Annotated in this window: 16 protein-coding genes and 1 tRNA gene; 2 read left to right on the top strand and 15 right to left on the bottom strand. The window is 72.0% G+C overall.

The window, feature by feature from the left end:
- The first annotated feature begins 20 nt into the window (after positions 1-20).
- Positions 21-3,365 (top strand): response regulator, encoded by a 3,345-nt coding sequence (locus ACWG52_RS19605; RefSeq protein ID WP_390139395.1) that lies wholly within the window; start codon positions 21-23, stop codon positions 3,363-3,365.
- Positions 3,366-3,378: 13 nt separating this feature from the next.
- Positions 3,379-3,954, top strand: coding sequence for an antibiotic biosynthesis monooxygenase (locus tag ACWG52_RS19600; protein ID WP_051763499.1), 576 nt, complete (start codon positions 3,379-3,381; stop codon positions 3,952-3,954).
- A 13-nt stretch (positions 3,955-3,967) separates the two neighbouring features.
- Here ACWG52_RS19600 and ACWG52_RS19595 read toward each other — a convergent pair whose 3' ends face one another.
- From ACWG52_RS19595 to ACWG52_RS19525, 15 genes are all read right to left on the bottom strand, one after another.
- A complete protein-coding gene (locus ACWG52_RS19595; protein ID WP_390168559.1) occupies positions 3,968-5,617 on the bottom strand; it encodes a long-chain fatty acid--CoA ligase in 1,650 nt (549 codons plus the stop codon).
- A gap of 162 nt (positions 5,618-5,779) precedes the next feature.
- Positions 5,780-6,313, bottom strand: coding sequence for a SigE family RNA polymerase sigma factor (locus ACWG52_RS19590; protein ID WP_033223349.1), 534 nt, complete (start codon positions 6,311-6,313; stop codon positions 5,780-5,782).
- Positions 6,314-6,448: 135 nt separating this feature from the next.
- A complete protein-coding gene (locus ACWG52_RS19585) occupies positions 6,449-7,615 on the bottom strand; it encodes a lipid-transfer protein (protein WP_453125461.1) in 1,167 nt (388 codons plus the stop codon).
- On the bottom strand, positions 7,612-8,025 hold the full coding sequence (locus ACWG52_RS19580; protein WP_389804573.1) for a MaoC family dehydratase: 414 nt from the start codon (positions 8,023-8,025) through the stop codon (positions 7,612-7,614). Before ACWG52_RS19580 ends, ACWG52_RS19585 begins: the two co-directional genes overlap by 4 nt.
- Positions 8,022-9,080: an acyl-CoA dehydrogenase family protein gene (locus ACWG52_RS19575; RefSeq protein ID WP_453125458.1), complete on the bottom strand. Its 1,059-nt coding sequence runs from the start codon at positions 9,078-9,080 to the stop codon at positions 8,022-8,024. Before ACWG52_RS19575 ends, ACWG52_RS19580 begins: the two co-directional genes overlap by 4 nt.
- On the bottom strand, positions 9,080-10,078 hold the full coding sequence (locus tag ACWG52_RS19570; protein WP_390139393.1) for a bifunctional MaoC family dehydratase N-terminal/OB-fold nucleic acid binding domain-containing protein: 999 nt from the start codon (positions 10,076-10,078) through the stop codon (positions 9,080-9,082). The genes ACWG52_RS19575 and ACWG52_RS19570 overlap by 1 nt, the downstream gene beginning before the upstream one ends.
- On the bottom strand, positions 10,075-11,226 hold the full coding sequence (locus ACWG52_RS19565) for an acyl-CoA dehydrogenase family protein (RefSeq protein ID WP_389804564.1): 1,152 nt from the start codon (positions 11,224-11,226) through the stop codon (positions 10,075-10,077). Before ACWG52_RS19565 ends, ACWG52_RS19570 begins: the two co-directional genes overlap by 4 nt.
- A 165-nt stretch (positions 11,227-11,391) precedes the next feature.
- Entirely contained in the window at positions 11,392-11,703 is a 312-nt protein-coding gene (locus ACWG52_RS19560) for a hypothetical protein (RefSeq protein ID WP_386235377.1), read from the bottom strand.
- 768 nt (positions 11,704-12,471) lie between these two features.
- Complete coding sequence (locus ACWG52_RS19555) at positions 12,472-12,927, bottom strand: DUF6344 domain-containing protein (protein WP_390168561.1); 456 nt, start codon at positions 12,925-12,927, stop codon at positions 12,472-12,474.
- Between the two features lie 383 nt (positions 12,928-13,310).
- A tRNA-Ser gene (locus ACWG52_RS19550) sits at positions 13,311-13,395 on the bottom strand.
- A gap of 51 nt (positions 13,396-13,446) precedes the next feature.
- Positions 13,447-14,394, bottom strand: coding sequence for a trypsin-like serine peptidase (locus ACWG52_RS19545; RefSeq protein ID WP_389804557.1), 948 nt, complete (start codon positions 14,392-14,394; stop codon positions 13,447-13,449).
- A gap of 279 nt (positions 14,395-14,673) precedes the next feature.
- A complete protein-coding gene (locus tag ACWG52_RS19540; protein ID WP_389804554.1) occupies positions 14,674-15,720 on the bottom strand; it encodes a YeiH family protein in 1,047 nt (348 codons plus the stop codon).
- Positions 15,720-16,268, bottom strand: a complete 549-nt coding sequence (locus ACWG52_RS19535; RefSeq protein ID WP_389804551.1) for a cysteine dioxygenase family protein — start codon at positions 16,266-16,268, stop codon at positions 15,720-15,722. The genes ACWG52_RS19540 and ACWG52_RS19535 overlap by 1 nt, the downstream gene beginning before the upstream one ends.
- Before the next feature lie 79 nt (positions 16,269-16,347).
- Positions 16,348-17,253, bottom strand: coding sequence for a LysR family transcriptional regulator (locus ACWG52_RS19530; protein ID WP_033223332.1), 906 nt, complete (start codon positions 17,251-17,253; stop codon positions 16,348-16,350).
- A gap of 100 nt (positions 17,254-17,353) precedes the next feature.
- On the bottom strand, positions 17,354-18,814 hold the full coding sequence (locus tag ACWG52_RS19525) for a S1C family serine protease (protein ID WP_389804547.1): 1,461 nt from the start codon (positions 18,812-18,814) through the stop codon (positions 17,354-17,356).
- Positions 18,815-19,018: the final 204 nt, after the last annotated feature.

Below are 19,018 nucleotides of genomic sequence, written 5' to 3'. Positions count from 1 at the left end.
GGTCAGGGAGGAAGCTCGTCGTGAGCAGCAGGCCATCCCGAGGCGCTGCTCGCCTCGCAGCAATACTCGACGCTCTTCCGGACGCGCTGTTGCTCGTCAACGCCAACGGCACGGTCGTCAACGCCAATTCGATCGCGCTCGAGGTCATGGAGAGCCCCGGCACCGGGCTCGTCGGCCGGGGCGTGCTCGACCTCCTGCCCGAGTTCGACTCCAAGCTGATCCCCGGCTCGATGCGCCGGCCCGGCGAGGACGAGGGCGGCCGCGCCAAACCCAAACGGATGACCGCGCGCCGTACCGACGGCTCCGAGTTCCCCGTCGAGGTCACCAGCGCGCATCTCGACGGACGCGACGCCTACCGCGAGCCGCAACCCGCCTACACCGGTGACGAGCTGCTGATGCTCGTGGTCCGCGACCTCTCGCAGACCGTGGACACCGAGGCCGAGCTGGCCCGCTCGCAGCGGCAGACCGAGATGATCCTGCGTGCCGCCGCCGAGGGCGTCGTCGGCACCGACACCGACGGACGGGTGGTGCTGGTCAACCCGGCCGCCGCCCAGATCCTCGGCTACCGGGCCACCGACCTCGGCAACCGCGAACTGCACGGCCTCGTCCAGCACTCCCGCGCCGACGGCTCCCCCTTCCCCTTCGAGGAGTCCCCGCTCGCCGACACCCTGCGCAGCGGCCGCAAGCACCGCGTCCGCGGGCAGGTGCTGTGGAACAAGGCCGGACAGCCGGTCGCCGTCGACCTGACCACCTCGCCCGTACGGGACGGGGAGCAGCTCGTCGGCGCCGTCATGACCTTCACCGACCGTCGGCCCTACGACGCCCTCGCCGCACGGCACGCCCAGCTGATGGCCGTCCTCGGCGAATCGCTGCGGGGGCCGCTGGACGAGCTGCGCGGTGAGCTGGCGACGCTCGCCGCCGACGACGCCGGACAGCTGTGGCCCGAGGCCAACCAGCTGCTGCACCACCTGGCGGCCGGGTACTCGCGGATGACCACGCTGGTGGACAACGTCCTCGGCTACCAGCGCCTGGACACCGGCAGGGACCGGCTCACGAAGAAGAACGTCCTGATCAACACCGTCGTCGCGGCGGGCGTCGACGGGGCCGTCGAGCTGATCGGTCCGGGCCGCGCGCAGTTCGCCGTGCACGCGCCGACCATCGAGGCCGAGGTGGACGCGGACCGGATCGCGACCGCGCTGGCCCACCTGGTCGCGGACGTGGCCGGGGTGGACGCCACCGGCAAGACCCGCCAGGGCAGCGGCTACAGCGACTCGACGATCGTGGTGGCCGCCGCTCAGCGCGGCGACGTCGTACGGATCGAGGTGCGCGGGCCGTACGAGGGCGGCAACCCGGTCCACGAGCCGATCGTGCGGGGGATCGTGGCCGCGCACGGCGGCGTCCTGCAGACGGTGGAGGTCCCGGGCGCGCCCGGCGGGGCGTACGTGCTGGAACTCCCGCTCGGCTCGGGCGCCGGAACGGTGGTCCTGCCGGAGCCGGAGGAGGAGCCCCCGGCCGGCCCGACCACGGACGGCGCGGGGACGGCCGGGGGCGCGGCTCCCGGCAAGGTCTCCGGCGGGCGGCGTGCCCGGCGCGGGGTGGACGCCTTCCTGGACGACGAGCCCGCCGGCCCCCCGGCCGCACAGGCCGCACAGGCCGCACAGGGTGGTGGCGCGCTGGCGCTGCCTTCCGGGCGGCGGCGCGCGGGCGAGGCCGCGGACGCTCCCGAGACGGGCCCCGAACTCGCGCAGTCCCCGGTGAACCCGGCAGGGCTCGGCACCGGACGCAGGCGCGGCCGGGCCGGTGACGGCAGCGGCGAGGCCGAAGGTCCCGGCGGGCCGGACGGTCCCGGCCGGCCCGTGCCCCCACAGGGCACCGCCATGCCCGCGCTCCCGCCCGTGCCCACGGTGCCGCCGGTTCCGGTGACCGAGCATCCCGCCGGACGGCGCCGGGCGCTGGGCCCGGCCGGTGCGGCGCAGCCCGCCGGCCCCGTCCCCGCGACCGGGCTCGGGCCGACGCCCGCTCCCGCGCGGCCCATCGCTCCCGAGGGCGGCTTCGCGCTGCCCGCCGGCCCGACACCGGCTGCCCCCGCGGCGGGCTCCGACGCGGACTCTCCGGCCGGGCGGCGTGGCCGCAGGGTGCTGGGCGCCCCCGCAGCCGAACCCGAGCCCGAGGCAGCCGGCGCTGCCACCGCCGCAGCCGCCGCCGCGCAGCCCGAGGACTCCGCCGAGAATCCGACCGGGCGGCGCCGCGCGCTGGCCGGCGCCCCGGCGTGGCCGGTTCCGGCCGCCCGTACCGCTCCCGAGGGCGACGGGGCCTCCGGCCAGGTCGCCGTCCCCGGTGCGCGTCGGCCGCAGGACGCCCCGGCGGAGGGCCAGGCCGCGCAGCCGATCAGCGTGCGCGCGCTCGGCACCCTCGGCCAGGGCATCTCGGTCGATCCGGGCGGCGCCAACCCCGCCGCGGCCGGTGCCGCTTCCGGGTCCGGCCGCCGTCGCCGGCTCGCCGAGCCCGCCCCGCAGGGCCGCGCCTTCGCGATAGGGGCTCCCGAGGCCGGCTCCGACGAGGGCCCCGAGCCGCTGGACGGCCCGGGCGGCGCCGTCGAGGTGGTCAATCGGCCCGTGCCGCGGCCCGTGGACGACGAGCTGCCGCCGGAGCCGCTGGACAACCCGCGCCGGCTCCTGGTGTGGCCCGCGCCCGATGTGCAGACGCAGCAGGCGCTGAGCGACCGCGGCTACCGGCCGGTGATCGTGCACTCCCGCGAGGAGGTGGACGCGCAGATCGCCGCGTTCCCCGCCGCGCTGTTCGTCGATCCGCTGACCGGGCCGATCACCCGGACGGCTCTGCAGTCCCTGCGTCAGGCCGCGGTGGCCGCGGAGGTCCCCGTACTGGTCACGGCCGGGCTGGGGCACGCCACGCGCGAGGCGGCGTACGGCGCCGATCCGGCCGTGCTGTTGAAGGCGCTGGCCCCGCGGGACAGCGAACAGCACCCTTCCCGGGTGCTGCTGATCGAGGAACACGACGAGATCGCGACCGCGCTGACCGCCGCCCTGGAACGGCGCGGCATGCAGGTCGCGCGGGCGGGTGCCGACACCGACGCCGTGGAACTGGCGACGCGGATGCGGCCCAACCTGGTGGTCATGGACCTGATGCAGGTGCGCCGTCGGCGGGCCGGGATCGTGGACTGGCTGCGCGCGAACGGGCAGCTGAACCGCACCCCTCTGGTCGTCTACACGACGACCGGCATCGACCCGTCCGAACTGCCGCGGCTCGCGTCCGGCGAGAGCGTCCTCTTCCTCGCCGAGCGGTCCACCACGGCGGACGTCCAGGGCCGCATCGTGGACCTGCTCGCCAAGATCGGCACCAACTAGTAATCCTGGGCCGATGGCCATCATCAACACGAGCGAGCACACCGTCCCCGCCGACAACGGGGAGGTGAATCTGCTCATCGCACGGCAGGTGGAGCCCGGCCACGAGGAGACCTTCGAGGCCTGGGCCCACGGCATCCTGGAGACGGCCGCGGGCTTCCCGGACCACCTGGGGTACGGGCTCTTCCGGCCGGCGACGGAGGGCGGGCCGTGGTTCCTGGTCCACCGCTTCCGCAACCAGGCCGCCTTCGAGCGCTGGCAGGACTCCCCGGAGCGGGCGGAGTGGTTCTCCAACTGCCTCGGCCACCACCACACGGAGATAGCCCGCCGGGAACTGCACGGCATGGAGACCTGGTTCGCCAAGCCGGGTACGACCCGGCCCGCGCCGCCGCGGTGGAAGATGGTGATCAGCTCGGGGCTGGCCATCTTCCCGATCTCGCTCATCGGCAACGCGGTGCTCGGGCCGTACCTGGTGGATCTGCACTTCGTGCTGCGAACGGCTGCCTTCGCCCTCGTGTTCAGCACGCTGATGACCTACGTGGCCATGCCCGCGGTCAGCAGGCTGCTGCGGCCATGGCTCACTCGGGGTTAGGCGTCCGCGCTCGTCAGTCGAGCTTGGTGACGTCCAGGGCGCCGTCGGCGTACTGCTTGCGGATCACCTTCTTGTCGAACTTGCCGACACTGGTCTTCGGCACCGCCTCGATGAACGTCCAGCGCTCCGGCAGCTGCCACTTGGCGACGGTCAAGGCGAGGAACTCGCGCAGGCCCGTGTAGTTCACGGTCGCGCCCTCCTTGAGGACGACCGTGGCCAGCGGGCGCTCGCCCCACTTCTCGTCGGGGACGGCGACGACCGCGGCCTCGGCGACCTCGGGGTGCGCCATCAGCGCGTTCTCCAGGTCCACACTGGAGATCCACTCGCCGCCGGACTTGATGACGTCCTTGGCGCGGTCGGTGAGGGTGAGGAAGCCGTCGGCGCTGATCACACCGACATCGCCGGTCTTGAGCCAGCCGTCGGCGCTGAACTTGTCCTCGGGCCGGAAGGGTTCGCCGGACGCACCGCCGTAGTAGGAGCTCGCGATCCAGTTGCCGCGCACCTCCAGCTCGCCCGCCGACTCCCCGTCCCAGGGCAGGAGGTCACCGGAAGGGCCGATCAGCCGGGCCTCGACACCTGCCGGGAAGCGGCCCTGGGTGATCCGGTAGGGCCACTCCTCCTCGGCGCTCAGGCCGGCCGGCGGGTGCGCCATCGTGCCCAGCGGCGAGGTCTCGGTCATGCCCCAGGCGTGGCAGACGCGGACGCCGAGCTTGTCGTACGCCTCCATCAGGGAGGGCGGACAGGCCGCGCCGCCGATGGTGACCTGCTTCATCGACGTGAGGTCGCGCGGATTGGCGGTGACCTCGGCCAGCAGGCCCTGCCAGATCGTGGGGACGGCCGCGGCGTGCGACGGCCTCTCCCGCTCGATCATCTCGGCGAGCGGGGCGGGCTGCAGGAACCGGTCCGGCATCAGCATGTTGATACCGGTCATGAAGGTGGCGTGCGGCAGCCCCCACGCGTTCACGTGGAACTGCGGAACGACGACGAGGGTGGTGTCCCGGTCGGTCAGGCCCATCGACTCGGTCATGTTGACCTGCATCGAGTGCAGGTAGAGCGAGCGGTGGGAGTAGACGACGCCCTTGGGGTCCCCGGTGGTGCCGGAGGTGTAGCACATCGCGGCCGCCTGGCGCTCGTCCAGTTCCGGCCAGTCGTAGCTGTCGGAGCGGTTTTCGAGGAGCTCCTCGTACTCGTGCACCCGCACGTTCAGGCCTTCGAGCGCGGACCGGTCGCCGATGCCGCTGACCACCACGTGCTCGACGGTCGGCAGGTGCGGCAGCAGCGGTGCGAGCAGGGGCAGCAGCGTGCCGTTGACCAGCACCACCCGGTCGGCGGCGTGGTTGACGATGAAGACCAGCTGCTCAGGAGGAAGCCGCAGGTTGAGGGTGTGCAGGACCGCGCCCATGGAAGGGATCGCGAAGTACGCCTCGACATGCTCGGCGTTGTTCCACATGAGGGTGGCGACCCGCTCGTCCTGCTGTACTCCGAGCTCGTCGCGGAGGGCGCCGGCGAGACGGGTGGCGCGGTTGCCGATCTCGGCGAAGCTGCGGCGATGCGGCTCAGCCTCCCCGGTCCAGGTCGTGACCTGGGACTTCCCGTGGATCGTCATCCCGTGACGGAGTATGCGGGTGACGAGGAGCGGTACGTCCTGCATGGTGCTGAGCAAAGCGTCCTCCCGGTGAGCGCTGCGGCGCTGCGGCGGCTACGGATGCTGCCGATTCTGCGCACGTACCGGTCGGTCTGTCACTACCCGGGAGTAGAAACCAGGGCGTGTTTCACGTGAAACATCTTGGGACGTCCTCAGGTTTCACGTGAAACACCCTTCGCCTCACCGGACCGGCATGAGCTCCGGGTCCTCGCGGAGCTTGCCCAGCGCGCGGGAGACCGCGCTCTTGACGGTGCCGACCGAGACCCCGAGCAGCTCCGCCGTCTGCACCTCACTCAGGTCCTCGTAGTACCGCAGGACGACCATGGCCCGCTGCCGATCGGGCAGCCGGGTCACCGCGCGCCACATCGCGTCGCGCAGCGCCTGCGCCTCGGCGGGGTCGCAGGCCGAAACCGCCTCGGTCTCCGGAAGCTCGTCGCATACGAACTCGTCGACCTTGCGCTTGCGCCACTGGGAGGTACGGGTGTTGACGAGGGTCCGCCGGACGTAACCGTCCAGGGCGCGATGGTCCTCGATCCGGTCCCAGGCCACGTACGTCTTCGCGAGGGCGGTCTGGAGCAGGTCCTCCGCATCGCACGGGTTGGCGGTGAGGGAGCGCGCGGTGCGCATCAGGACCGTGCCGCGGGTCCGGACGTACGCCGAGAACGACGGGTACGGCGTCGGATTCGAGGCGAGCGTGCACACAGGCGTGGTCATGTCTCCACGCTAGGAGCGCCCGCCCGCCGTGGGATCGGCCGCAGGTGCCGATGGTGGATCCACCTCAGGTTGTAGGAACAAGGCCGCCCCCACCCCCTGAAGGTGGAGGGGGCGGGGACCGTGGGTCCCGGTTTCTCAGCCGTCGGCGCCGAGGATCAGACCCGAGGTCGGAACCCCGGTGCCGGCTGTGACGAGCGCGTGCGCCGCCCCCGCGACCTGGTTGACGGAGGTACCGCGTAGCTGACGCACGGCCTCGGCGATGCCGTTCATCCCGTGCAGATACGCCTCTCCGAGCTGGCCACCGTGCGTGTTGAGCGGCAGTGCGTCCGCGGCCACGAAGTCGGCGGCCTCGCCGGGCGCGCAGAAGCCGAACTCCTCCAGCTGCATCAGCACGAAGGGGGTGAAGTGGTCGTAGAGGATGCCGACGTCGATGTCCGAGGGCCGCAGCCCGCTGGTCCGCCAGAGCTGTCGGGCGACCACGCCCATCTCCGGCAGCCCGGTGAGGTCGTCGCGGTAGAAGGAGGTCATGCCCTCCTGGCGGCGCCCCGCGCCCTGCGCGGCCGCGGTGATCACGGCGGGCGCGTGCCGCAGGTCCCGGGCGCGCTCGGTCGTGGTGACGACGACGGCCTGACCGCCGTCCGTCTCCTGGCAGCAGTCCAGGAGCCGCAGGGGTTCCACGATCCAGCGTGAGGCGGCGTGGTCGGCCAGCGTGATGGGCTTGCCGTGGAAGTACGCGGCGGGGTTGTTCGCGGCGTGCCGGCGGTCGGTGACCGCGACGTGCCCGAATGCTTCGGGGGTGAGGTTGTAGGTGTGCAGGTAACGCTGGGCGGTCATGGCCACCCAGGAGGCGGGGGTCAGCAGGCCCCAGGGCAGCGACCAGCCGAGCGCCGCCCCCTCCGCCGAGGGCTCCCGTTGCTGGACCCCGGACCCGAAGCGGCGCCCGGAGCGCTCGTTGAAGGCGCGGTAGCAGACGACGACCTCCGCGACCCCGGTGGCGACAGCCAGGGCGGCCTGCTGGACGGTGGCGCAGGCCGCGCCGCCGCCGTAGTGGATCCGGGAGAAGAAGGAGAGGTCCCCGATGCCCGCCGCCTGGGCGACGGCGATCTCGGGGCTGGTGTCCATGGTGAAGGTGACCATGCCGTCGACGTCGGCGGGGGTGAGGCCGGCGTCGTCGAGGGCCGCGTGCACGGCCTCGACGGCGAGCTTGAGCTCGCTGCGGCCGGAGTCCTTGGAGAATTCGGTCGCTCCGATGCCGGCGATGGCGGCCCGGCCACCGAGCTCGTCGCGGATGCGGACGCTCATGCCGGCACCTCCGCGGTGACCGTTCCCGTGACGTGGTGGCCGATGCCGTTGGCGCCGACGACCCTGATCTCGACGACGGTCCCGGCGGCAACGGTCCCTGCGGCAGCGGTCCCCGAGACGGCGGTGACCGTGCCGGTGAGGGTCATCGTGTCGCCCGGATAGTTGGGGGCACCGAGGCGGATGGCCACCTTGCGCAGGACGGCGCGCGGCCCGAGGTGGTCGGTGATGTACCGGCCGACCAGGCCGTTCGTGGTCAGGATGTTCATGAAGATGTCCGGGGAGCCCTTCTCCTGCGCGAGCGCGGCGTCGTGATGCACGTCCTGGTAGTCGCGGGAGGCGATCGCACCCGCGACGATCAACGTGCGGGTGACCGGTATCTCCAGCGGCGGCAGCGTGTCGCCGACGTTCATGCCTGCTCTCCCTCGGCTGTCGAAGCGAATGCGGGGGCGGCCGCGATCGAGGCCCCCAGCTCGGCCAGCAGCTCGCTGCCGCAGCCCAGGTAGGCGTCCAGGTGGCGTCCCCACAGGAAGTGCCGGTGGACGGGATGGTCCAGGTCGGCGCCCATGCCGCCGTGCAGGTGCTGCCCGGCGTGCACGACCCGCTTGCCTGCCTCCGAGGCCCACCAGGCGGCCGTCAGCGCGTGCTCATGGGCCACGAGGCCCTGGTCGATCCGCCACGCCGCCTCGTAGGTCGTGACCCGGATCGCCTCGGTGTCCATGTACGCGTCGGCCGCGCGCAGCATGACCCCCTGGTTGGTGGAGAGCGGCCTGCCGAACTGCTCCCGGATGGAGGTGTACTCCACCGCGCGGGCCAGGGAGCCCGCGCAGACGCCCGCCTGGAGTCCGGCGAAGGCGGTGCGGGCGGCGGCCAGTGTGTCCTCGTACGCGCCCTCGGAGCCGAGGCGTTCCCCCTCGGCCCCGGTCAGCGTCAGTCGGCCCGCCGACCAAGGCGCGGTGGTCTCCACCGGTGCGGTCCGTACGCCTGGCGCGTCGGTCCGTAGCAGCCACAGTGCCCGGTCCGCGTCCGGGACCAGTAGGTGCGTGGCGTCGCGCAGCCACGGCACGGCGGGGGCGGTCCCGGTGAGCCGGCCGCCTTCGGATGTGATCCGACCGTGTGCCGGGAAGGCTCCGGTGGCGACCGCCTCGCCCGTGCCGAGGGCGGGCAGCAGCCGGGCGCGCTGCTCGGGGCTGCCGTGCGCGGCCACGGGGAGGATCCCGTACACGCAGGTGGCGGCGTACGGGACCTGCGCGGTGGTGCGGCCCTGTTCCTCCAGCAGCAGGACCAGGCCGAGCAGGCCGATCTCCTCGATCGCGGCGGTCAGTCCGGCGGTGGTGAGGGCCTTCCACAGCTCGGCGTCGCTGCCGGTGCCGGCTTCGGCGAGGCGTTCATGGGTGGCGAGATCCGCGAAGATCCGGGCGGCGAGACCGGCCGCGGCGGCCTGCTCCTCGGTGGGGTGGAAGTCCATCAGCCCTCGCTCCCTCTGAAAACGGGAAGTTCGAGGCCGTCGTCGACGCGCAGGAACTCCAGCTGGACGGGGAGGCCGATGCGCACCTTGTCGGAGGGCACGCCCGTGATGTTGCTGACCATCCGGACTCCCTCGGCGAGCTCGACGAGTGCGACCGCGTAGGGCGGGTCGAAGGCCGGGAAGGGCGGGTGGTGCATGACGACGTAGCTGAACACCGTGCCGACGCCGGAGGCCTCGACCGTGTCCCAGTCGGGGCTCGCGCAGGCGTTGCAGCCGGGGAGCCAGGGGAAGCGCAGGGCCGCGCAGGAGGTGCAGCGCTGGATCAGCAGTTTGTGATCGCGCACCCCGTCCCAGAACCCCTGGTTGTCGCGGTTGATCACTGGGCGGGGGCGCTGTGCGGGCGGGCGCTGGGCCGCCGGCCGCGCTACCGGTCGGGCGACGGGCGCGTATTTGAGGATGCGGAAGCGGTGGGTGCCGGCCGGTTCCCCGTCGGCCCGGACGTCCATACGGGTGGTCACGAAGTGGCCGGTGCCCAGCTTGGTCGTCTTGCGGGGCGACACGGTCTCGATGACGGCGTCGAAGCTGATCGCGGCGCCGGGGCGCAGAGGGCGGTGATACTCCTGCTCGCAGTCGGTGGCGACCACGGAGGTGAAGCCGGCGCCGTCGAGGAGGGTGAGGAGTTCGTCGTAGGCGGAGGAGCGGTCGGCGTGTCCGGAAAGGCCGCCCATCGTCCAGGCCTGGAGCATGGTGGGCGGCGCGATGGCGTCGGGCCCGGTGTAGGCGGGGTTGGCATCGCCCATCGCCTCGCACCAGTGGCGGATCATCGGCTCGTTGACCGCGTCCTTGCCGCGGCCTCCGGTGGCGGCCGGCCGGCCCTCGAAGGCCGCCAGCAGGGTGTGGAACCGGGCCGCCTCCTCGGCCTCTGGCGTGGCCGTGGCCCGGGCCGCTTTCGCGTGCGTGTCCACGTCGTGCACGTCCGCATCCGCGTCCGCCGTCATCGCTTCCTCCCCTTCATACCGAGCCGCATCATGGCGACGATCTCCCGCTGGACCTCGCTGACCCCGCCGCCGAACGTGTTGATCTGGGCGGCCCGGTTCATCCGTTCGAGCTCGCCGCCCGCGAAGGCCGCGGGCCCGCGGATGAGGGCCTCCTCGCCCACCACCTCCTGGCACATCCGGTACACCTCGACGGTGGACTCGGTGCCGAGGAACTTCACTCCGCTGGCGTCGCCGGGGGCCAGGGCGCCGCTACCCACGTCCTGGACGAGGCGCCAGTTGAGGAGGCGTACGGCGGCCAGGCGCGCGTGCGCCTCGGCGAGCCGGGACTGCACCCAGGGGCGGTCCGCGGACCGGTCGCCGGTGACCGGGTCGGGGGTGCGGGCGTGGTCGAGGGCGTACACGTAGAAGTCCTCGGCCTGCATGCCGATGGCGGCGAGGGCGACGCGCTCGTGGTTGAGCTGGTTGGTGATCAGGCCCCAGCCGGCGTGCTCGGGGCCGACGAGATGACCTGCGGGCACGCGGACGCCGTCGTAGTACGTGGCCGTGGTGGTGAGGCCGCCCACGGTGTCGATCGGCGTCCAGGAGAAGCCCTGGGTGTCGGTGGGCACCAGGATGATCGAGATGCCCTTGTGCTTGGGGGCCTCGGGATCGGTGCGGCACGCGAGCCAGATCCAGTCCGCGTTCTGGGCGTTGGAAGTGAAGATCTTCTGCCCGTCGATCAGCCAGTCGGTTCCCTCGCGGACGGCGCGGGTGCGCAGGGCGGCGAGATCGGTGCCCGCCTCGGGTTCGGAGTAGCCGATGGCGAAGACGACGTCGCCCGCGAGGATCCGGGGGAGGAAGTAGTCCTTCTGCTCCTGGGTCCCGTACTTCATCAGGGTCGGGCCGACGGTGTTGAGCGTGACCATGGAGACGGGGGCACCGGCCCGGTAGGCCTCGTCGAAGAAGACGAACTGCTCGTCGGCGCCGCGGCCCTGGCCGCCGTACTCGACGGGCCAGCCGAGGCCGAGGAGTCCGTCGGCGCCTATCCGGCGCAGGAGTTCGCGCTGGCGGGCCGGGTCGTCGGGGAGGCCGTTCGGCAGCAGGTCCTTGAAGTACGCGCGCAGTTCGGCGCGGAGCCGCAACTGGCCTTCGGTCGGGGCGAGGTGCACGGCGCGGGCCTCCCGGCATCACATCATCGAGGGAACCTGACTGTCCGTCAGATTCACCCGTGGTGTCAAGGTCGGGGCGGCATGCGCGAGGGCGCCTGCGCTACCGGACCCCAGCCGGTCCGGTCGCACAGACGCCCTCAAGAATCGGAGCGGCTCAGGCCGCGGCTACCACCAGGGGACGAAGTTGACCGCGACGGTCGTGTGGGACTGGTCGATCGCGGTGAGGGCCGAGCCGTTCACCTGGGCGGTGTTGCTCTGGTTGGAGGCGCCGGAACCCGTGGCCACCTGCTGCGAGGTGGACGAGTTGCCGTTGTTGTCGCCGCCCACACCGCTGCCGACGACGCCGGCCACGCTCGCATTCGATCCGTCGTTCGCGAGGGCGCCGTTGTCGGCCGACGCCACCCCGCCGAAGAGAGCGGCGGCGAGGGGGAGAGCGGCGACAGCGGCGATGACGCGGGCGGTACGGATGCTTGCCATGTCTCGATCCTCCAGAAAACCGAAGTGGGACTTCTTCCAAGGCAGTTGGCCGACCGCCTTGTTGGTTCGTTCCGTGTGGTGACGACGTCGCGAGACCAGAGTTGCCCACCGAATCCCCGGCGAACCACCACGGAGCCGCCGATTCCCCCGCAAGTATGACCAACATCGGATAAACCTCATTCGCACCTTCGAAGCCCCAGGTCAGCGCTCTGGAAGCGGCTGAATCCCGCGCCGCGCAAGGGGTGAAGCGTTCCGCCAGACCGCCTGTCCCGAACATGCCGAAAAGGGCCGCGCCGTCCGGGAACCCCACCGTCTCCCGGGCCTACGGCCCTGCAATGCCAAGCTTCACGCCCCCTGCGCGCCCCGGCGTGAGCCGGGGTGATCCATCCATGCCCTGCCCAAGGGCACCCTCGTAGCGCGATCCACGGTCACGACCGACCGGGCTCCAGCGCTGATACCGGGCCTACTGCTGCTCTTGTCCCTGCCGATCCTCTGACCGCTGCTTCTCGCTGCGGCTTCCGCCTGCTGTTTCCGTCCGCTGTTTCCGCCTGTTGCTCGTCCCGCTCTTCCTGCCGCGGTTCTCGTTCCGCTACCGCTCTTGCCCCTGCTCCTGTCCGGTGGCGGCGCGTGCGCCTGCGAACCGGACCCTGCGACTGCCGTGCCTTGTGCTGCTCTGTCTTGCACTGCTGTGTGTTGCTCTGCTGTGTGTTGCTCTGCTCTGCGCTCTCACGGACTGCGTGTACGGGACGTACGTACCGGGCTACGGGACTACGCGGCGAGCGCGAGCCCGTCCCGGGCAGCACCGGAGGCGGCTGCCGGCACCGCGGCTGCGGGCGCGGGTACCGCGGCGTGCGTCGCGGCGGGCACCGTGGGAGAGGCCGACGTGCGGGGGGTGGTTCCGGTCCCGGATCCGGTCCCTGCGCCCATGGCCGCGGCGGTGGTGGAACGTCGTACGGAGGGGGTCTTGCCGTGCGCCTCGGCGTGGATCCGCTGCTTGATGGTCGGCGGGAGCGAACCGCCCCGCATCATCGCCCGCCAGCTCCGCCGGGCCGCGACGGCCGGGCGACGTACGGCGGTGGCCTCGGCGCCCTCGGTGCCCGCGGCGGCGGGGGCGGAGGCGGCGGCCGGGGCCGACTTCACCGCGAAACCGAAGCCGGAGAGGACGGCCATCAGGACGGCGAGGACGGAGGTCCAGATCGACGTGAGGATGCTGCGCTGAGTCATGACGAGGTGCCTCGATTCACGATGTTCGGACGGGCGGATCTGAATACATTCGTCATGATGTGGTCGCAACCGCGTCGCCCCCACGACGCGCGCCGATCTTCCGACAAACACCACTCGGAAGGCTCAACACCGTGGCTCGGCCCTCGCGCCCGCCCTCCCCGGATCCGCCGGAAACACGCCTCTGGACTCGCTCTGACCTGCGCGTTTCCTTCAGCACGCACCCGCCGGACCGGCAAGCCGGGAATCGCCTCGCCCACCTTGCCCCGGCGGAGCAGGGACGACGCGGTCGAGTTCGCCCGCAAGCTGATCGAGGCCCGGGAACGGCGGAAGGGGTGCCCCTGGTCGGGACACCCCTTCTGATCAGCACATCGTCTGACCTGGTGCGGTGGGTGTGGGATTTGAACCCACGGTGACTCGCGCCACGACGGTTTTCAAGACCGTTCCCTTAGGCCGCTCGGGCAACCCACCTGGCCGGTACAGAGTACCGGCCAGGTGGGAGTGGCGGGAGCGGCTCGGGGGTCAGGAGGTCTGGGCCTTGTCGTAGGCCGCCTTCACCTCGTTGCCGAAGTACGGGCCGTACATCCGGTTCGGGAGGAAGGTGTAGCCGAAGCTGTTCACCGAGACCTGGGTGCCCAGGCCCGTGGCCTCGTTGAAGTCCTGGAACCAGGGGCCGCCGCTGGAGCCGCCGGTCATGTTGCAGCCCAGGCTGTGGTCCTTGGTCAGCAGGAAGTCCTTGCCGCTGTTGCCGCTGCAGTAGACCAGCTTGCTGCCGTCGTACGGGGCCGCCGCGGGGAAGCCGAAGGAGTACATCTTCTTGTTGTAGCCGCCGTTGAAGGCGATCCCCTGGGCCCCGACGGCCTGACTGAGGGTCTGCCCGTTCAGCGGGGCGACGACGGCGAGGCCGACGTCCATGTTCATGTCCTCGCTCGCGGCCCATTGGTCGGTGGCGAAGGTCTTGGTGGCCGACCACTGCCCGTAGGGAGCGGAGCCGTTGTTGTAGGCGGGGACGAAGACCCAGTTCGTGTGCCAGGCGCCCTGGTACTTCACGCAGTGGCCGGCCGTGATGACCGTGCTGCCGTTGGTGCTGGTGATCGAGTCGCCGGAACAGGACGCGGTCCGGTCGCCCATCTTGAAGAAGACGCGCCCCGAGGTCTTCACCACGGCGCCGCCGGTCGTCCAGGCGCCTCCCGCCTGTGGGAACGCCGTGGGGGACGCGGCCGCCGTCGGGGCGACGGTCGTCGAGGTCGCCGACGTGGCGACCGGGGTACGGGCCGCTCCGGGCAACGCCGTCACGTCGAGCGGGACCGCTGCGCGCATCCGCTCGGCGGTCCAGAAGCCCTGGGTGTGCTGCTGCCGGAAGGACGCGGGGGCATCCGCGGCGATCGAGGGGGTGGCCGCCGTCAGGGCGCTCGCGACCAGGGCGCCGGCCGCGAGCAGGACGGACAAGGCCGTGCGATGACGATTCACGCATGACTCCTTCTGCCGTGCCCGGGCCGGGTGGCGAAGCCGGGCAGGGTGGGGGTGAAGAGCGGTCGGTGCGGATCGGCTGTGCGCGGTTCGTGGAACGTCGTGCGTCGTGCGTCGTGCGCGGTGCGTCGTGCTGATTGCCGGGGCAGAGTGGCACGGGCGCGTCGCAATGTCAGCGGGCAGTCGGAATGTTCGGTCGGTTCCGGCCAGGAAATGGCCAACTCCGCGCCGTTGCAACGCCATACGGCGCCATGCTGCGTCAGACGGTGTCATGCCGCGTCATACGGTGAGCAGCACGCCCGCGTACGAGACGCCCGCGACCACCACCCACGCCCCGAGGCCCAGTGCCGCGGCCCGCCCGCCGGTCCGGGCCAGCGTCGGCAGGTGCACCGCGCTCCCCAGGCCGAACAGGGCCGCCGCCAGCAGGGCCTCCTGGGCGGTGTGCGCCCACTCCAGCGCTATGTCGGGCAGGACCCCGGTGGCGCGCAGCGCGGCCGCGGCCAGGAACCCGAGCACGAACAGCGGCACCGGCGCCGGCCTGCGGCCCGAGGCGGTGCGCACCCCGCGCCGCCGGGCCCGTACCGAGAAGGCCACGGCCGCCACCAGCGGGGCGAGCAGCGCCACCCGCATCAGCTTGACCAGGACAGCCTCGCCCAAGGCGGCCGGGCCCGCGGTCTGCGCGGTGGCCACGACCTGGCCGACATCGTGGACGCCTGCGCCGACCCACCGCCCGAAGGCGGGGTCGGAGAGTCCCAACGGCCCCTGGAGGAGCGGGAGTATCCCTATGGCGAGCGTGCCGCAGAGAGTCACCAGGGCCACCGAGGCGGCCACGTCCTCCTCGTCGCTCCCGGAGACCTCGCTCACCGCACCGATCGCCGAGGCACCGCAGATCGAGTACCCGGTGGCGATCAACAGCGGCTGATCGCCCGGGAGTCCCAGCCGGCGGCCCAGCCAGAGGGTGCCGAGGAAGGTGGCCGCGACCACGCCGACCACCATGGCCACCGTGGCCCAGCCCAACCGGAGCACCTGGTCCAGTCCGAGGCCGAGACCCAGCAGGACGATGCCCATCCGCATCAGCCGACGGCCGGCGAGGGAGAGGCCCGGGCGTGCGGCCGCGCGGACGAACGTCCGGAGGCGCGGCAGGTGCGCCACCGCGATGCCCAGCACCACCGACGCGGTCAGCATCGGCACGGCGGGCACGAGGCGATGGACGCACCAGGCCGTCAGCGCGCCGCCCGCCGCCATCGCCAACCCGGGCCATGGCGTGGGTGTTTCACGTGAAACAGGCCGGACCGGCGTGCCCTGAGGGCGGTGGAGGAGGGCCATCAGTCGACGGGGAGCGTGTAGACGCGACGGATGCTGGTGCCCAGCCGGGAGACGTCGGCGCCGTACACGTGCACCGATATCGCTTTGGTCGTACAGGAGTTGCGTACCTTGTGGATGTCACCGGGCGGGGCGAACCCGCAGACCTCGCCCTGGGCGTTGACCACGTCCTCGGTGGCCACCAGCCGGGCGGGACCGGCGCCCGGGGCGAGCCGGAAGCGGCGTTCGCTCTCCTCGCCCTGGTGCACCCCGGCCACGCACCACGACACGTGGTCGTGGATGCAGGTCTCCTGTCCGGGCAGCCACACCAGTGCCACCACGGAGAAGCTGCCGTCGGACTCGGCGTGCAGGATGTGCTGCCGGTAGCGCTCCGGGTCGCCTTCCTGCTGCGCCGGGCTCAGCAGGTCGGGCGCGCCCAGGTGCGGGGCGAGCCGTTCACCCACCAGGTACGCGGTGAGGTCGGGAGCCAGCCCCCGCTCCACGACCGTGCGGATCTCACTGACGAGGGCGGCCATCCTCGTGGTGGTGCGGGCCGGCGTGGTGGTGGTCATATCGGCAGCGTGCTGCCGACGTTCCATCACGTCCAACGACAGTTATGACCCGAAATCCCAAGCACCGCTTATGGGTCGGTCAGCAGCCGACCCGGTTTCCCGCCACCTGCTTCAGCGCGTCGAGCACCACGGCCGTCGCCGGGATCCGCAGATGGTCGCGGTAGACGTACGCGGCGATGTGCCGGCGAGCGGCGGGCTGGAGGGCCCGCCCGCAGACCCGGCTCAGCGAGAGGGAGGGCAGCACCAGCGCCGGCATCATCGCCACGCCCAGCCCTTGTGCGACCAGGCTCTGCACGACCAGGTTGTCGTCGGTGGCGAACCGGATGTCGGGCACGAACCCCAGCTCCGCGCATTCGTGCAGCAGGTTCGCCCGGCAGCGCGGGCAGCCCGCGATCCAGCGTTCCTCGGCGAGGTCGGCCAGGTGCACGGCGCGGCGGCGGGCCAGCGGATGCCCGGTCGGGAGCAGCACCGTCAGCTGGTCCTCCATCAGCCTGACCTCGGCGACCTCCTCCGGGATCTCCTCGTGCAGGCCGGGATAGGTGAAGGCCAGGGTGATGTCGCATTCCCCACGCTCCAGCCGGCGCAGCGACTCGGGGGGCTCGCCCTCCAGCAGTTCCACCTGTATGCCCGGATGGTCCTTGGCCAGGCCGCTCAGGGCCTCGGGGACGAGGGTGACATTGGCGCTGGGGAAGCCGCACAGCCTGACACGGCCGGTGCGTAGCCGGGCGTACGCCCTCAGCTGGGCCTCGGCGGCGGAGAGATTGCCGAGGATGGTCTCGGCGTGCCGGGAGAGGGACTCCCCGGCCTCGGTGAGCTGCATCTTGCGGCCCACTCGGGTGAACAGCGGGGTGCCTACGGCGCGTTCGAGCGCCTTCATCTGCTGGGTGATGGCGGGCTGGGTGTACCCCAGCACGCGGGCGGCGGCGGAGTACGACCCGGAGGCGACCACCGTGTGAAAGGTCCGTATGTGCCGAGAATCGAACACGAGCGAAGCATAAGCGGACGTTGGAGGGGCCGTAGGCGGAATCCCGCCTACGGCCCCTCCTGATCGGGTCGCCGCCGCGACCGGTGGTGCCGGGGTGCCGCTACTTGTCGCCGACCCGCGAGCCGAGCGTGATGTCGACGGTGGTCGGCTTGCCACCGCGCAGGTAGGTGAGCTTCACGGTGTCGCCGGGCTTGTACGTCCAGATCATGCTGATCAGGGTCGGGCCGCTGTCGACCGGCCTGCCGCCGAACTCGGTGATGATGTCGCCGGGCTTGAGGCCCGCCTTGCCGGCCGGGCCGTTCGGGTCGACCAGTTCATTGGCGGCCCCGCCCTGCTCGGAGATCTTGGCGCCCTCGGACTTGGCCTGGAGGTCGACCGAGACCGAGATCACCGGGTAGACCGGCTTGCCGGTCTTGATGAGCGATTCGGCGACGTTCTTCGCCTGGTTGACCGGGATGGCGAAGCCCAGGCCGATGGAACCGGCCTGGCCGCCGCCGAAGCCGCCGTTGCCCGCCGACTGGATCGCGGAGTTGATGCCGATGACCGCGCCGCGTCCGTCGAGCAGCGGGCCGCCCGAGTTGCCCGGGTTGATCGAGGCGTCCGTCTGGAGGGCGCTCATGTACGAGTTCTTGCTGCCGGAGCCGTCACCGGAGGCGACCGGACGGTTCTTGGCGCTCACGATGCCGGTGGTGACCGTGTTGGACAGGCCGAAGGGGGCGCCGATCGCGATGGTCGAGTCACCGACGGCGACCTTGTCGGAGTCGCCCAGCGGCAGCGGCTTGAGGCCGGCCGGCGGGTTCTTCAGCTTGAGGACGGCGACGTCGTAGCCCTGGGCACGGCCCACGACCTCGGCGTCGTACCGCTTGCCGTCGGAGAACGTCGCGAAGAGCTTGCCGCCGTTAGCGGCGGAGGCCACGACATGGTTGTTGGTGAGGATGTGGCCCTGCTGGTCGTAGACGAACCCGGTGCCGGTGCCGCCCTCGCCGTCGCCGGCCGAGGCCTCGATGGTGACCACGCTGGGCAGGGCCCCGGCGGCCAGACCGGCGATGGAGCCGGCCTCGCGCTTGAGGTCCTTGGGGGTGTTCGCGGCGCTGATCGTGGTGGAGCCGGTGCCGTTGTCACTGCGCTGGGCGGCCCAGTAGCCGACGCCACCGCCGATGCCGCCCGCGAGGAGGGCCGCCACGAGCACGGCCGCGACCAGGCCGCCCTTGCCCTTCGGCTTGGGCGCGGGGTGGCCGTCGGTGGTCAGGGGAGCGCCCCAGGCACCGCCGCCATGGCCGCCCGCGCCGTACGCCGGCACCGTGGGCGGCGGAGGCGGCCAGCCCTCGGCCCCGTACGCGGCCGGGGCGGGAGCCTGGCCGTAGGCCGGGGCCGCCGGTGCGGGCGGGAACTGCTGGGTGGGCTCGGTGCCGGGCGCCGGGGTCGGCGGCAGCTGCTGGGTCACCGGCTCGCCGGTGGCGGGCGCGGGGGCCACGCCCTGCGTCTCGGAGGCCGGAGCAGGGGGTACGGACGGGGCCGCGGGGGGTGTCGGGGCCGCGGTGCCCTCGTTCTCGTTGCTCACAGCGCTCTCTCCTCGTCACACACGGCTTCGGAAAATCCTCTGGCGATATCGGTCCGACTGAACGTTCGACGTGCCGCACAAGTTCCTGGGCAAAGCCTTTCCCATGACCCGTCAGAGCACTGTAAGCCGGACCTGTGCATCTCTCCCCATTCTTTATATCCGACATTTCGGATGCACTCTCGGGGTCCACCCCGACGCCCGGGC

It is taken from the genome of Streptomyces sp. CLCI03, from assembly GCF_053615355.1.
Note: the sequence above shows the minus strand (reverse complement) of the source record. Positions and strands in the feature narration are given on the sequence as shown.